Below are 13,146 nucleotides of genomic sequence, written 5' to 3'. Positions count from 1 at the left end.
TCCCGATCACCATGGACAAGCCGCCGGCAAAAATCAAATATGCGCCCCGACGAAAGGCAATTCCGGTCTGCGGAACATCGCAGGGCCGCAACGCGGGTGAGGAAAGCATGCAGTTCAAACACGTCACGCTCGATTTCGACGGGCCGGTCGCCATTCTCAAGCTCGATCACCAGGAGGTCATGAACGCCGTCTCGGTGGACATGCTGGGCGGGCTCGCTGAGGCGCTCGACGAGATCGAGGAGCGGAAGGGCGATGTCCGCTGCGTGGTGCTGACCGGCGCGGGGCGCGCGTTCTGCACCGGCGCGAACTTGCAGGGCCGCAACGATCAGTCGAAGAAGATCAAGGCCGGCCTGACACTGGAGACCGGCTTTCACCCGTTCCTGCGGCGGATCCGCAATCTGCACTGCCCGATCGTCACTGCGGTCAACGGGCCGGCTGCCGGCGCCGGCATGAGCTTTGCGCTGCTCGGCGACATGATCCTGTGCGCGCGCTCGGCGTACTTCCTGCAAGCCTTCCGCCGCATCGGCCTCGTGCCCGATTGCGGCTCGACCTGGCTGTTGCCGCGCCTCGTCGGCAAGGCGCGCTCCATCGAGCTGTCGCTGATGGGTGAGCGGCTGCCGGCCGAAAAGGCTCTGGAATGGGGCCTCGTCAACCGCGTCTATGACGACGGTGCGCTGATGGAGGAGGCGATGAAACTCGCGCATGAGCTCGCCAACGGACCGACGGTCGCACTGTCGCTGATCCGCAAGCTCTATTGGGACAGTCCGGAAAACTCCTTCGAGGAGCAGCTTAACCTCGAATTCCAATGCCAGCTGCGTGCGGGTGACACCGAGGATTTTCGCGAGGGCGTCGGCGCCTTCCTCGAGAAGCGGCCGGCCAAATTCAAAGGCAAATGATCGAGGCGGAGCTTTCGCGCAGCGTCGCGCGCTGGTGCCCGGGCGCAACCGGCGCAACCGGCGCGACAAAGCTGTCCGGGGGCGCCAGCCAGGAAACCTGGCGCTTCGACATCGCGCATCCGGACGGCACCATCGGCGCGGTCCTGCGCCGCGCGCCCAAGGGCTATGGCGCCGCGCCCTCGCGCGCCGCGGGCCTTACCGCTGAAGCCAGCCTCATGCAGCTCGCGTTCGAGGCCGGCCTGCCGTCGCCGCGCGTGCTGCATGTCTTGGAGCCCGAGGACGATCTCGGCACCGGCTTCGTCGTGCAGCGTGTCGAGGGCGAAACCATCGCGCGCAAGATTCTGCGCGATGACGAGTTCGCCTCAGCGCGGCCCATGCTCGCGCGGCAGCTCGGGGGCGTGCTCGCCGGCTTGCACAGGCTGCCGCTTGCGAAGCTGCCCGAACTGCGGCGCATGACGGCGGCAAAGGAGATCGACGAGTTCGAGCGCGACTATCGCAGCCTCGACTGGCCCAAGCCCGTGTTCGCGCTGGCACTGCGCTGGCTACGCGACCACGATCCCGGTCCCTCGGCCGAGGTCACGCTGGTGCACGGCGATTTCCGCAACGGCAATCTCATCATCGGCGCTGACGGATTGCGCGCGGTGCTGGACTGGGAACTTGCCCATCTCGGCGATCCCATGGAGGATCTGGGCTGGCTCTGCGTCAACTCATGGCGATTTGGCGAGATCGACAAGCCCGTCGGCGGTTTTGGCTCGCGCGAGGAGTTGTTCGCGGGCTACGAGGCCGCGGGTCGCAAGGTCGATCCGGCGCGGGTGAAATTCTGGGAAGTGATGGGCACTCTGCGCTGGGGCATCATGTGCTGCGGCATGATGCAGCGGTTTCGCACCGGGCCCGATCACTCGATGGAGCGCGCCATGATTGGCCGCCGCGCCTCCGAAACCGAAATCGATCTGTTGCGCCTCTTGGCGCCGCGAGGGAGCTGACCATGCAGGACGAGCCGAGCCCGATCGAACTGACCAAAGCGGTTGCCGATTTCCTGCGCAGTGACATCACGCCGCTGATCTCCGGCCACCAGGCCTTCAAGCTGCGCGTCGCCATCAACGCCCTCGACCTCGTGACGCGGCAGTTGACGCTGGAGGAGGGGAGCGATGCGAGGGAGGTGGAACGGCTGCGCGCGCTGCTCGGCGTGGACGGCTCGCTGACCGAGCTCAACCGCGCGCTCGCGATGCGCATCGCGAAAGGCGAGGTGGATCTCGCAACGCCCGGTCTAGCCGAACATCTCTGGCAGACCACGATGGACAAGCTCGCCGTGGATCAGCCGAACTACGCCTCATACAAGCGGGAGCTGTCGAGGGAGGGGTAACCGCGGCAACTCCCTCAACCGTCATTCCGGGGCGTCGCGTTAGCGACGAGCCCTGAAATCCATACATCCGGAGTCGCTGTGGCCCGATGGATTCCGGGCTCGCGCCGATCGACGCGCCCCGGAATGACAAAAGGGAGAGAGCCCTACCTCCCCAACCACTTCGGCGGCCGTTTCTCGGCAAACGCCTTCGGCCCCTCGATGTAGTCCTGCGAAGCCACCATCGCCTTCACCGCCGGGTACTCCCGCTGCTCCTCGATCGCCTGTTCCAGCGACACGGCGAGCCCCTTCTGGATGGTCTGCTTCGACGCGCGGATCGACATCGGCGAGTTCTTGGCGATCATCTCCGCCCAGCGCAGCGCGGCGTTGAGCGCCTCGCCCTGCGGCACCACCTCGTTGACGAAGCCGAGCTCGAGACCTTCCTTGGCGCTGACGTGACGCGCGGTGAGGATCATGCCCATGGCGCGCTTCAGACCGATCTGCCGCGGCAAGCGGTGCAGGCCGCCGGCAAGCGCCGCGAGGCCGACGCGCGGCTCGGGCAGGGCGAAGGTCGCATTCTCGGAGGCGATGATCAGGTCGCAGGCGAGCGCGATCTCGAATCCGCCGCCCATCGCGACGCCGTTGACCGCGGCGATGATCGGCTTGTCGCAGTCGAAGCGCGAGGTGAGCCCGGCGAAGCCGCCCTTGTCCCAGCCACGCTTGCCGCCGGCTGCCTGCCACTTGAGATCGTTGCCGGCGCAAAACGCCTTGTCGCCGGCGCCGGTGACGACTGCGACCCATTGTTCGGGATCGGCGGAGAAATCGTCGAACACCTTGTTGAGCTCGAAATGCGCATCGATATGCAGCGCGTTGTAGACCTCGGGCCGCGACAGCGTGACGATCGTGACTGGTCCCTTGCGCTCCACTTTGGAAAATTTCAGCTCCATGGTCGCTCCCGCATTTTCTGTTGGAAGGAATTGATCCCCATACTAACGCGCGTCCGGATTTGAGCACCACCCAATTGCGCAAGCACGCGTTGCGTAACCGTCGCCTCTCGGCTTGCTTGACTTGCACGCGCTGTTCTCACCTTATTCGAAGCAAGCAGAAACGCGCCTAGCGCCTCAACGCAAAACAGCAAGACTGGCCCGGGAGGGACTGCCGTGGATTTCTCATTGCCTGCCGATCTCATCGCTTATCTCGGAGAGCTCGACCATTTCATCGAACGCGAGATCAAGCCGCTGGAGGAGGCCGACGACAACGTCCGCTTCTTCGACCACCGCCGCGAATGGGCGCGCACCGATTTCGAGAACGGCGGCCTGCCGCGACACGAATGGGAGGCGCTGCTGCGCAAGGCGAAGGATCTTGCGGACGCCGCCGGCCATCTGCGCTTCGCTGTGTCCAGGAAATATGGCGGCAAGGATGGTTCCAACCTCTGGATGGCTGTCATTCGCGAGCATTTTGCCGCGAAAGGCCTTGGCCTGCACAACGATCTGCAGAACGAGCACTCCATCGTCGGCAATTTCCCCGTCGTGACCATGCTGGACCGCTATGGCCGCGACGACCAGAAGGCGATGATCGATGGCTCGATCAAGGGCAAGTACCGCGTCACGTTTGGTTTGACCGAGCCGCATCACGGGTCGGACGCCACCCACATGGAGACGCGCGCGGTGGCCGGGACCCGCGACAACGTCAAGGGCTGGATCATCAATGGCGAGAAGATGTGGACGACCGGCATGCACGTCGCCACCCATTGCGCGCTGTTTGCGCGTACCTCAGGCAACGACGGCGATGCGCGCGGCATCACCTGCTTCCTGGTACCGGCGAACAGCCATGGCGTCAGGATCGAGGAATACATGTGGACCTTCAACATGCCGACGGATCATCCGCGTGTCAGTTTTACCGACGTGTTCGTGCCGGAGGAGGCGCTGTTCGGCGAGGTCGGCCGGGGCCTGTCGCTCGCGCAATGTTTCGTGCACCAGAACCGCATCCGTCAGGCCGCCAGCTCGCTAGGAGCCGCCGTCTACTGCATCAACGAGAGCGTGGAATATGCGCGCGAGCGAAAGCCGTTCGGCAAGGCGCTCGCCGAGAACCAGGCGATCCAGTTCCCGCTGGTCGAGCTTGCGACCCAAGCCGAGATGCTTCGCCTGTTGATCCGCAAGACCGCCTGGGAGATGGACAAGCTCACCGAGGAGCAGATCGAGCGAACGCTGTCGGACCGCGTCTCGATGTGCAACTACTGGGCCAACCGCCTCTGCTGCGAGGCCGCTGACCGTGCCATGCAGGTCCATGGCGGCATGGGCTATTCACGCCACAAGCCCTTCGAGCACATCTACCGCCACCACCGCCGCTACCGCATCACCGAGGGCAGCGAGGAAATCCAGATGCGGAAGGTGGCGGGATTCTTGTTCGGGTATATGGGGCCAGGGAAGCATTAGTATCGTCATTGCGAGCGAAGCGAAGCAATCCAGAGATCTTGCCGCGGCGGTAATCTGGATTGCTTCGTCGCTTCGCTCCTCGCAATGACGAACGGGCTAATTCACCCGCCGATCCTTCACCGGCGCCTTGCAGTCCTCCACGATGAACACAACTTCCGGCCCCGCGAGCCGCCAGTTTACTGTCCTCACGTTGGTGAAGCTGATGACGCGCCCCGGCTCAGCAGCGCATCACGCCGCAAAGCGCGGCGCGCTGCGCTGCATCCGGGGCACGAGGTGATCATCACCCCCTCGCAGCCCGGTCCTTCTCGTTCTGCGCCTTGATGGATTCGCGGGCGGTGTTCCAGTCGTCGTCGGTCCAGTCGCGGAGTTGATAGAAATTGCCGCCCATCGCGAGCGCCTGCGCGCCGTCCATGGCGATGGTCTCGCCGTTGATCCAGTCGCAGCCGCCGGAGATCAGGAACACCGCGAGGTTCTGTAGCTCCTCCATGGTGCCGACGCGGCCCATCGGGTTCATCGCCTTGGTGCGCGCGCCGGCCTCATCGCCCGGCTTGATGCGCTTGCTCATGCCCTCGGTCGGGATCTCGCCAGGCGCGATGGTGTTGAGGCGGATGCCGTGACGGCCCCATTCGGTCGCAAGCGACATCGTCATGGCGTGGATTGCGGACTTGCTCATCGCCGACGGCACGACGTAAGGCGAGCCGTTGCGCACCCAGGTCACGGTGATCGAGACGACATTGCCCGGCTGCTTCGCGGCGATCCAGCGCTTGCCGACGGCATGGGTCACGTAGAACGTACCATGCATGACGATGTTGGCGACTGCGTCGAAGCCGCGCGGCGAGAGCTCTTCCGTGCGCGAAATGAAATTGCCGGCGGCATTGTTGATGAGATCGGTCAGCGCGCCCTCGCGAAAGATGTTCTCGATCATTTCCTCGACCGCGAGCGCGTTGCGGATGTCGACGCCATGGCTGGCGACCCGGCCGCCGTAGAGATCCATCAATTCGGTCGCGGTCTCGTCGCAGACGATCTTGCGCCGGCCGCAGATATGCACCTCGGCGCCGAGCTGGAGAAAGCGCGCCGCCATCGACTTGCCGAGACCGGTGCCGCCGCCGGTCACAAGGATGCGCCGGCCGGCCAGAAGATTTTCCTTGAACATGACGTTTCCCCTCGATGGATTATGCGTTAATTGGTCGATTGACTAAATCCGGCCGCCGTCGTCCTGTAAAGCTGCGACCGATCAAGAACAGGGGAGAATTCGTCCATGGAAGAGCGCGTCTCGATCTCGGTTTCGGAAGGCGTCGCCGACGTCCGCCTGGTGCGGGCGGACAAGATGAATGCGCTCGATCAAGCGATGTTCGGGGCGTTGGTGGACGCAACCGAGCGGCTTTCCAAAGAGAAAGGCGTGCGCGTCGTCGTGCTGTCGGGCGAGGGGCGGGCGTTCTGCGCCGGCCTCGACATGGGACGCTTTGCCGCCATGAAGGAGAAGGGCGGGAACGGAATTCCGGGTGGCGAAAATCGCGATCTCACCCTGCGCACGCACGGCAAGGCGAATTTTGCGCAGCAGGCGGTATGGGGCTGGCGTCAACTCCCCGTGCCCGTCATCGCCGCCGTGCACGGCGTCGCGTTCGGCGGCGGCTTCCAGCTCGCGCTCGGCGCGGACATGCGCTTCGTTGCGCCCGACACGCGGATGTCGATCATGGAGATCAAATGGGGCCTCGTCCCCGACATGGCGGGCACGCCGATCCTTGCGTCGCTGGTGCGCGACGACATCCTGCGCGAGCTCACCTACACAGGCCGCATCTTCTCGGCGCAGGAGGCGATGTCCTACGGCCTCGCCACGCGCATTTGCGATGACCCGCGCACCGCGGCGCTCGAAGTCGCGCGGGAGATCGCCGGCAAGAGCCCGGATGCGATCCGTGCCGCCAAGCGCATGCTGAACAACCTCTCCGTCGATCCGGCTGGCGCGCTGCTTGCCGAATCCGTCGAGCAGCAGAAGCTGATCGGCAGCGCGAACCAGACCGAAGCCGTTCGTGCCAATATGGAAAAGCGCGCACCGAAGTTTGCTGATTGGCACTGACCTCATCCCGAGGAGCCGCGTGAGCGGCGTCTCGAGGGATGGGCCGCGGCCTCTCATGGTTCGAGACGGCCGCCTGGCGCCTCCTCACCATGAGGGGCAACTCCAACAACAAAGAAAAACAACAATGAGCGAAACGTCCCAACACTTCCTCGGCCTCGTTTCCGGCGAACGCCGGCGCAGTCATGCGGAGGTCGCCGACCGCGCCGGTCGCATCGCAAGCGGCCTTGCCAAGCTCGGCGTCAAACAGGGCGATTGCGTCTGCATGCTCATGCGCAACGATATCGCCTTCCTGGAGGCCGCCTATGCCGCGATGCGGCTGGGGGCCTATGGCGTTCCGATCAACTGGCACTTCAAGCCGGACGAGATCAACTACATCCTGAAAGACTCCGGCACGCGGGTTTTGATCGCGCATGCCGACATGCTGCACGGCCTGCGCGATGCGATCCCTGAAGGCGTCATCGTGCTCAGCGTGCCGACGCCGCCGGAGATCGTGAAGACCTACAAGGTCGATCCCGATCATCTGGCAACGCCGGACTTCGCTATCGATTTCGATCCCTGGCTCGCGCAATTCCAGCCGTATGACGGCCCGGTCGTGCCGCAGCCGATGAACATGATCTACACTTCGGGCACAACGGGCCATCCCAAGGGCGTGCGCCGCAGCGCGCCAACGCCGGAACAGCTTGCTGCCGGCGACCGGATGCGTGCGATGATCTATGGTTTGAAACCCGGCGCCCGCGCGCTGTTGCCGGGACCGCTCTATCACTCCGCGCCGAATTCGTTCGGCATCCGCGCAGGGAAGCTCGGCGGCGCGCTGGTGCTGATGCCGCGCTTCGAGCCGGAAGAGTTTCTCGCGCTGATAGAGCATTATCGCATCGACACCATCTTCATGGTGCCGACCATGTTCATCCGTCTCCTGAAGTTGCCGGAGGCGCGACGCAAGAAATACGATGTCTCCTCGCTGCGCCACGTCATCCACGCCGCCGCGCCGTGTCCGCCCGACGTCAAGCGCGCCATGATCGAATGGTGGGGACCCGTGATCTACGAATTCTACGGCTCGACCGAATCCGGCGCCGTGACCTTCGCCACGTCGGAGGACGCGTTGAAAAAGCCGGGCACGGTTGGCAAGATCTCGCCCGGCGCCGAGCTGCGCTTCCTCGGAGAGGACGGCCGTGTGCTCGGCACGGGCGAGGTCGGCGAGATCTATTCGCGCATGCGCGACACCGCGGATTTCACCTATCACAACAAGCCGGAGAAGCGCACCGAGATCGACCGCGACGGTTTCATCACCTCGGGCGACGTCGGCTATATCGACGCAGACGGCTACGTCTTCATCTGCGACCGCAAGCGCGACATGGTGATCTCGGGCGGCGTCAACATCTATCCGGCCGAGATCGAGGCCGTGCTGCACGCCGTTCCCGGCGTGCACGATTGCGCGGTGTTCGGCATCCCCGATGCCGAGTTCGGCGAGGCGCTGATGGCGGTGGTCGAACCGCAGGCCGGCGTCACGCTCGATGCCGCCGACATCCGTGCCCGGCTCAAGGCCCAGCTCGCCGACTACAAGGTGCCAAAGCACGTCGACATCCGCACGAAGCTGCCGCGCGAAGATTCCGGCAAGATCTTCAAGCGCCGCCTGCGCGATCCGTATTGGGAAGAGGCGGGGCGAAAGATCTAGCGTTTCGTCTTCGCGCTCGGTGCCAGCCCTGGGGGCCAGATACTCAAAGAAGTTCGTCTTCACGAGCTCGTTGTTGATCTTCGGGAAGTCGATCACTGGAGCAGCTGGCGGCGACGGCTGATTTAGAAGTCAGTGTGGACCGGACATCGGCGTCGCGCAGCAGCGAAATGACGCGAACTCCAGAGATGGCCGGAGATGATATCGGGGCTGTCTTCGCAGAGACAATTTTCGAGCTTATACAAGCGGGATGATTGACAGCGGACAGTGCCATGGCACCAGTTTCCATCCTGCTTAACTTGCTCTGGATTCTCATCGGCGGCGCCTGGATGGCGTTCGGCTGGCTGGTGGCGTCCGTCATCATGGCCATCACCATCGTCGGCCTGCCCTGGGCGCGGGCGGCGTTCAACATCGCCGTCTACACCCTCCTGCCGTTCGGCTCGAAGGCGGTGCGGCGCGACGAGGTGACCGGGGAAAGCGATATCGGCACCGGCCCGCTCGGGGTGATCGGCAATATCGTCTGGTTCCTGCTCGCCGGCTGGTGGCTGGCGCTCGGCCACGTCGTTACCGCCGTGATCCTCGCGATCACCATCATCGGAATTCCGTTCGCCTGGGCCCATCTGAAGCTCGCCGGCATTGCGCTCTGGCCGATCGGCAAAGTGATCGTGCCGGCTTAATACAAAAGGCGTGAGCCAAGCGAAGCGCAGGCGGGGGGCGGACGCATACGACATCGGGTATCGCTCCGCTCATCCGGGCCACAATATCTACTTTGCATGGGGTTGATTTTCGAAAAAAGGAAAACCGCTTGTGGCGTCGGGCAAACCGTCGTTACGACTTTGCCGGATGCCCGTCAGTGTGCGCCGCCTCCAAGTTTATCTTGCACTGCGGCAAAAAACTTGCACACTCGCTGGGCCGGGCAGCCAAGGGACTTCGAAGGGAATTGAGCCATGTCCCTCCAGACCGTACCATCTGATGCAGCGATCGACCGTGCCAGCCGTGCCGAGGAGGCCCAGGCGCTGGAGGCGGATGTACGGCTGCGGGATGACATCCGCCTGCTCGGTCGCATCCTGGGTGACACGGTACGCGACCAGGAGGGTGCCGACGTCTTCGACCTGGTCGAGCGCATCCGCCAGACCTCGATCCGGTTCCACCGCGACGAGGACCGGCTGGCCCGCCGCGAGCTCGAGCAGATCCTCGACAGCATGTCGATCCCCGACACTTTGCGTATCGTCCGCGCATTCAGTTATTTCTCCCACCTCGCCAACATCGCCGAGGACCACAACAACATCCGCCAGATGCGAGCGCGCAGCGCCACCAAGGGCGCGGAAGCTGGTGTGCTTGCGGAAACGCTGGCGCGCGCGAAGGAGGCGGGCCTGACTGCCGAAGAGCTTCGGCGCTTCTTCAAGGGCGCCCTCGTCAGCCCGGTGCTGACGGCGCACCCGACCGAGGTCCGCCGCAAGAGCACCATGGACCGCGAGATGGAGGTTGCAGCGCTTCTGGATCGTCGCGAGCGCGTCGCCATGACGGCCGAGGAGGCTGCGGCCAGCGACGAGCAGTTGCGGCGCGAGGTCCTGACGCTGTGGCAGACCAATCTGTTGCGCCGGACCAAGCTCACCGTGCTCGATGAGGTCGCCAACGGCCTGTCGTTCTACGACTACACCTTCCTTCGCGAGGTCCCCCGCCTCGTCAACGTGCTGGAAGACCGGCTGGAGGAGGCCGGTGAGCGGGCCGCAAGCGAGCTCGCCTCATTCCTGCGCATGGGAAGCTGGATCGGCGGAGACCGCGACGGCAATCCCTTCGTCACCGCCGACGTGATGCGCGGCACGCTGCGGTTGCAATCGAGCCGGGTGATGCAGTTCTATTTGAACGAGCTGCACGTGCTCGGGTCGGAATTGTCGATCGCCGCGCATCTCGCCGATGTGTCCGAGGAACTGCGCGCGCTCGCCGAGCGCTCGCCCGATACCTCGCCGCACCGGAGTGGCGAGCCCTATCGCCTCGCGGTCTCCGGCATCTATGCGCGTCTGACAGCCACGGCCGAGAAGCTTCAGGTCGAGATCACGCGCAGGCCGGTCGGCAAGGGCGCGCCGTACGAGAGCGTCAGGGAATTGCAGGCCGATCTCGATGTCCTGCACCGCTCGCTGATCTCGAACAACGCCCGCGTCATCGCCCGCGGACGGCTGCGGCTGCTGCGGCGTGCGGTGGATTGCTTCGGCTTTCATCTGGCGCGGCTCGACATCCGTCAGAACTCGGCGGTGCACGAGCGCACCATCGCCGAGCTGATGGACGCGGCGAACCCCGGCATGTCCTATCTCGCGCTCGGTGAGGAAGCGCGCATTGCACTGCTCACCAACGAATTGCGCAGCACACGCTCGCTGGTCTCGCAATTCGTCAAATACAGTGACGAGACGATGGGCGAGCTCAACGTATTCCATGCCGCTGCCGAGGCGCATGCGAAGTTCGGCCCGGACGCCATTCCCCAATGCATCATCTCGATGTGCAAGGGCATGTCCGACATGCTCGAGGTGGCCGTGCTCCTCAAGGAGGTCGGCCTCGTCAATCCGTCGGGCCGCAGCGCCATCAACGTCGTGCCGCTGTTCGAGACCATCGAGGACTTGCAGGCCTCGTCCGGCATCATGGACCGCATGCTCTCGCTGCACGATTACCGGCGCCTCGTCGACAGTCGCGGCAGCGTGCAGGAGGTGATGCTCGGCTATTCCGACAGCAACAAGGATGGCGGCTTCGTCACCTCGGGTTGGGAGCTCTACAAAGCGGAGATCAATCTCGTCGAGGTGTTCGAGCGCCACGGCGTGCGGCTGCGCCTGTTCCACGGCCGCGGCGGTTCGGTCGGGCGCGGTGGCGGACCGAGCTATGACGCGATCATCGCGCAGCCGGGAGGCGCGGTGAACGGCCAGATCCGCATCACCGAGCAGGGCGAGATCATCTCGTCGAAATATTCCAACGCCGAAGTCGGCCGCAACAATCTGGAGATCCTTGCCGCCGCGACGCTGGAAGCGAGCTTGCTGCATCCACGCCAGAGCGCGCCGCGCCGCGAATATCTGACCGCGATGGATGAATTGTCGAGCCTCGCGTTCAAGGCCTATCGCGGCCTCGTCTACGAGACCGATGGGTTCGTCGACTATTTCTGGTCGTCGACCGTGATCAACGAGATCGCAACGCTCAACATCGGCAGCCGTCCGGCCTCGCGCAAGAAGACCCGCGCGATCGAGGATCTACGCGCGATCCCGTGGGTATTCTCCTGGGCGCAGTGCCGCCTGATGCTGCCCGGCTGGTACGGTTTTGGCAGCGCGGTCGAGACGTGGATCGCGGAGCATCCCGACAAGGGCATGCCGTTCCTGAAAGAGCTCTACCGGGAATGGCCGTTCTTCCGCATGCTACTCTCGAACATGGACATGGTGCTTGCCAAGAGTTCGATCGCGATCGCCTCGCGCTATGCGGAGCTAGTTTCGGACGAAGCCTTGCGCGAAAAGATTTTTGGCCGCATTCGGCGCGAATGGCACTCCTGCATCGAGACGCTGTTCGACATCATGGGTCAAGACCGACTCTTGCAGGGTAATCCGCTGCTCGAGCGCTCAGTACGCCACCGCTTTCCCTATCTCGATCCGCTCAACCACGTGCAGGTGGAGCTCTTGAAGGAGCATCGCGCGCAGAATCCGGACGAGCAGGTGCTGCGCGGCATTCAGCTCACCATCAACGGCATCTCGGCGGGCTTACGGAATACGGGGTAAGGCGGGGGACAGCGAATGGCGAGTAGTGAATAGAATCTTATTCCACATTCGCCACTCGCCATTCGCGCCAACTACACCGGATCCCAGGTGAAGATATCGGCCGAGCGATCGAGCTTGTAGAACGATCCCTTCAGCGCCGGCATCGCGTGCTCGGCGATCGACTCCGGCGTCCAGCCGTCGCTGCTTTGTACCGAACGGAGCGGACGATTCTGGCTGAACAGGAAGATCTCGTTCATGCGCACGCCGAAGATCTGTCCAGTAACGTCCTTGGCGGCATCGGAGAGCAGATAGGCGCAGACCGGCGCGATCCTCTCCGGTCCCATCTGCTTGATCTTCTCGACGCGGGCCTTCTCGGCATCGGTCTCGGTCGGGATAGTGCCGATCATGCGGGTCCAGGCGAAGGGCGAGACGCAGTTGGAGCGGACGTTGAAGCGGTTCATGTCGAGCGCAATCGATTTCGACAGGCCGACGATGCCGAGCTTGGCGGCGGCGTAGTTGGCCTGGCCAAAATTGCCGATCAGGCCGGAGGTCGAGGTGAAATGGACGAAGGAGCCGCTCTCCTGCTCGCGAAAAATCCGCGCCGCGGCGTGAGAGACGTAGAACGAGCCCATCAGGTGCACCTTGATGACGGCCTCGAAGGCTTCCACGCTCATCTTATGGAAGATCATGTCGCGCAATATGCCGGCATTGTTGACGACGCCGTCGAGCCGGCCGAAATGATCAGTCGCGGACTTGACGATCTTGCTGGCGGGGATGGCTTCCGCCACAGACTCGAAGTTGGCGATCGCAGTGCCGCCGCGCTTCTTGATCTCCTCGACCACCTCCTCGGCGGGAGCAGCGTTCGAACCGGCGCCGTCGGCGGCCCCACCGGGATCGTTGACGACGACCTTGGCGCCTTCGGCCGCGCACAGCAGCGCGATCTCCCGCCCGATGCCGCGCCCTGCGCCGGTGACGACGATGACCTTGTCTTGCAGTGATTTCGTCATG

11 protein-coding genes are annotated in these 13,146 nt (G+C 64.1%); 8 read left to right on the top strand and 3 right to left on the bottom strand.

Annotated elements, in window-relative coordinates:
- Window positions 1-107 precede the first annotated feature (107 nt).
- Genes QA640_RS29750 through QA640_RS29740 form a run of 3 tightly spaced genes read left to right on the top strand, consistent with a single transcriptional unit; the run spans window position 108 to window position 2,259 of the window.
- Entirely contained in the window at window positions 108-896 is a 789-nt protein-coding gene (locus tag QA640_RS29750; RefSeq protein WP_283036426.1) for an enoyl-CoA hydratase/isomerase, read from the top strand.
- Entirely contained in the window at window positions 893-1,879 is a 987-nt protein-coding gene (locus QA640_RS29745; protein ID WP_283036425.1) for a phosphotransferase family protein, read from the top strand. The genes QA640_RS29750 and QA640_RS29745 overlap by 4 nt, the downstream gene beginning before the upstream one ends.
- A gap of 2 nt (window positions 1,880-1,881) precedes the next feature.
- Complete coding sequence (locus tag QA640_RS29740; RefSeq protein ID WP_283036424.1) at window positions 1,882-2,259, top strand: DUF6285 domain-containing protein; 378 nt, start codon at window positions 1,882-1,884, stop codon at window positions 2,257-2,259.
- Between the two features lie 143 nt (window positions 2,260-2,402).
- Here the strand turns inward: QA640_RS29740 and QA640_RS29735 are convergent, their stop codons facing one another.
- A complete protein-coding gene (locus QA640_RS29735; protein WP_283036423.1) occupies window positions 2,403-3,182 on the bottom strand; it encodes an enoyl-CoA hydratase-related protein in 780 nt (259 codons plus the stop codon).
- Between the two features lie 213 nt (window positions 3,183-3,395).
- On the opposite strand from QA640_RS29735, the gene QA640_RS29730 reads away from it, so the two are divergent.
- Window positions 3,396-4,670, top strand: coding sequence for an acyl-CoA dehydrogenase family protein (locus tag QA640_RS29730; RefSeq protein WP_283036422.1), 1,275 nt, complete (start codon window positions 3,396-3,398; stop codon window positions 4,668-4,670).
- Between the two features lie 280 nt (window positions 4,671-4,950).
- On the opposite strand, the gene QA640_RS29725 is transcribed toward QA640_RS29730, so the two are convergent.
- Window positions 4,951-5,823, bottom strand: a complete 873-nt coding sequence (locus tag QA640_RS29725; protein WP_283036421.1) for an SDR family oxidoreductase — start codon at window positions 5,821-5,823, stop codon at window positions 4,951-4,953.
- A gap of 105 nt (window positions 5,824-5,928) precedes the next feature.
- On the opposite strand from QA640_RS29725, the gene QA640_RS29720 reads away from it, so the two are divergent.
- The 4 genes from QA640_RS29720 (at window position 5,929) to ppc (ending at window position 12,159) form a co-directional block, all read left to right on the top strand.
- Entirely contained in the window at window positions 5,929-6,744 is an 816-nt protein-coding gene (locus tag QA640_RS29720; RefSeq protein ID WP_283036420.1) for a crotonase/enoyl-CoA hydratase family protein, read from the top strand.
- Window positions 6,745-6,868: 124 nt separating this feature from the next.
- The gene (locus QA640_RS29715; protein WP_283036419.1) at window positions 6,869-8,416 is read left to right on the top strand and encodes an acyl-CoA synthetase; all 1,548 of its coding nucleotides are present in this window, start codon (window positions 6,869-6,871) and stop codon (window positions 8,414-8,416) included.
- A 269-nt stretch (window positions 8,417-8,685) separates the two neighbouring features.
- On the top strand, window positions 8,686-9,090 hold the full coding sequence (locus QA640_RS29710) for a YccF domain-containing protein (RefSeq protein ID WP_283036418.1): 405 nt from the start codon (window positions 8,686-8,688) through the stop codon (window positions 9,088-9,090).
- A gap of 270 nt (window positions 9,091-9,360) precedes the next feature.
- On the top strand, window positions 9,361-12,159 hold the full coding sequence (gene ppc, locus QA640_RS29705; RefSeq protein WP_283036417.1) for a phosphoenolpyruvate carboxylase: 2,799 nt from the start codon (window positions 9,361-9,363) through the stop codon (window positions 12,157-12,159).
- A 71-nt stretch (window positions 12,160-12,230) separates the two neighbouring features.
- On the opposite strand, the gene QA640_RS29700 is transcribed toward ppc, so the two are convergent.
- The gene (locus QA640_RS29700; protein WP_283036416.1) at window positions 12,231-13,145 is read right to left on the bottom strand and encodes an SDR family oxidoreductase; all 915 of its coding nucleotides are present in this window, start codon (window positions 13,143-13,145) and stop codon (window positions 12,231-12,233) included.
- Window position 13,146: the final 1 nt, after the last annotated feature.

The organism is Bradyrhizobium sp. CB82, from assembly GCF_029714405.1.
Taxonomy (GTDB): Bacteria; Pseudomonadota; Alphaproteobacteria; order Rhizobiales; family Xanthobacteraceae; genus Bradyrhizobium.
This window is presented reverse-complemented; position numbering and strand designations above follow the sequence as displayed.

What these genes read in the sequence shown, in the direction of transcription:
- QA640_RS29750 (WP_283036426.1), top strand. Translation starts at nt 108, where the DNA reads ATGCAGTTCAAACACGTCACGCTCGATTTCGACGGGCCGGTCGCCATT.
- QA640_RS29745 (WP_283036425.1), top strand. Translation starts at nt 893, where the DNA reads ATGATCGAGGCGGAGCTTTCGCGCAGCGTCGCGCGCTGGTGCCCGGGC.
- QA640_RS29740 (WP_283036424.1), top strand. Translation starts at nt 1,882, where the DNA reads ATGCAGGACGAGCCGAGCCCGATCGAACTGACCAAAGCGGTTGCCGAT.
- QA640_RS29735 (WP_283036423.1), bottom strand. Translation starts at nt 3,182, where the DNA reads ATGGAGCTGAAATTTTCCAAAGTGGAGCGCAAGGGACCAGTCACGATC.
- QA640_RS29725 (WP_283036421.1), bottom strand. Translation starts at nt 5,823, where the DNA reads ATGTTCAAGGAAAATCTTCTGGCCGGCCGGCGCATCCTTGTGACCGGC.
- QA640_RS29720 (WP_283036420.1), top strand. Translation starts at nt 5,929, where the DNA reads ATGGAAGAGCGCGTCTCGATCTCGGTTTCGGAAGGCGTCGCCGACGTC.
- QA640_RS29715 (WP_283036419.1), top strand. Translation starts at nt 6,869, where the DNA reads ATGAGCGAAACGTCCCAACACTTCCTCGGCCTCGTTTCCGGCGAACGC.
- QA640_RS29710 (WP_283036418.1), top strand. Translation starts at nt 8,686, where the DNA reads ATGGCACCAGTTTCCATCCTGCTTAACTTGCTCTGGATTCTCATCGGC.
- ppc (WP_283036417.1), top strand. Translation starts at nt 9,361, where the DNA reads ATGTCCCTCCAGACCGTACCATCTGATGCAGCGATCGACCGTGCCAGC.
- QA640_RS29700 (WP_283036416.1), bottom strand. Translation starts at nt 13,145, where the DNA reads ATGACGAAATCACTGCAAGACAAGGTCATCGTCGTCACCGGCGCAGGG.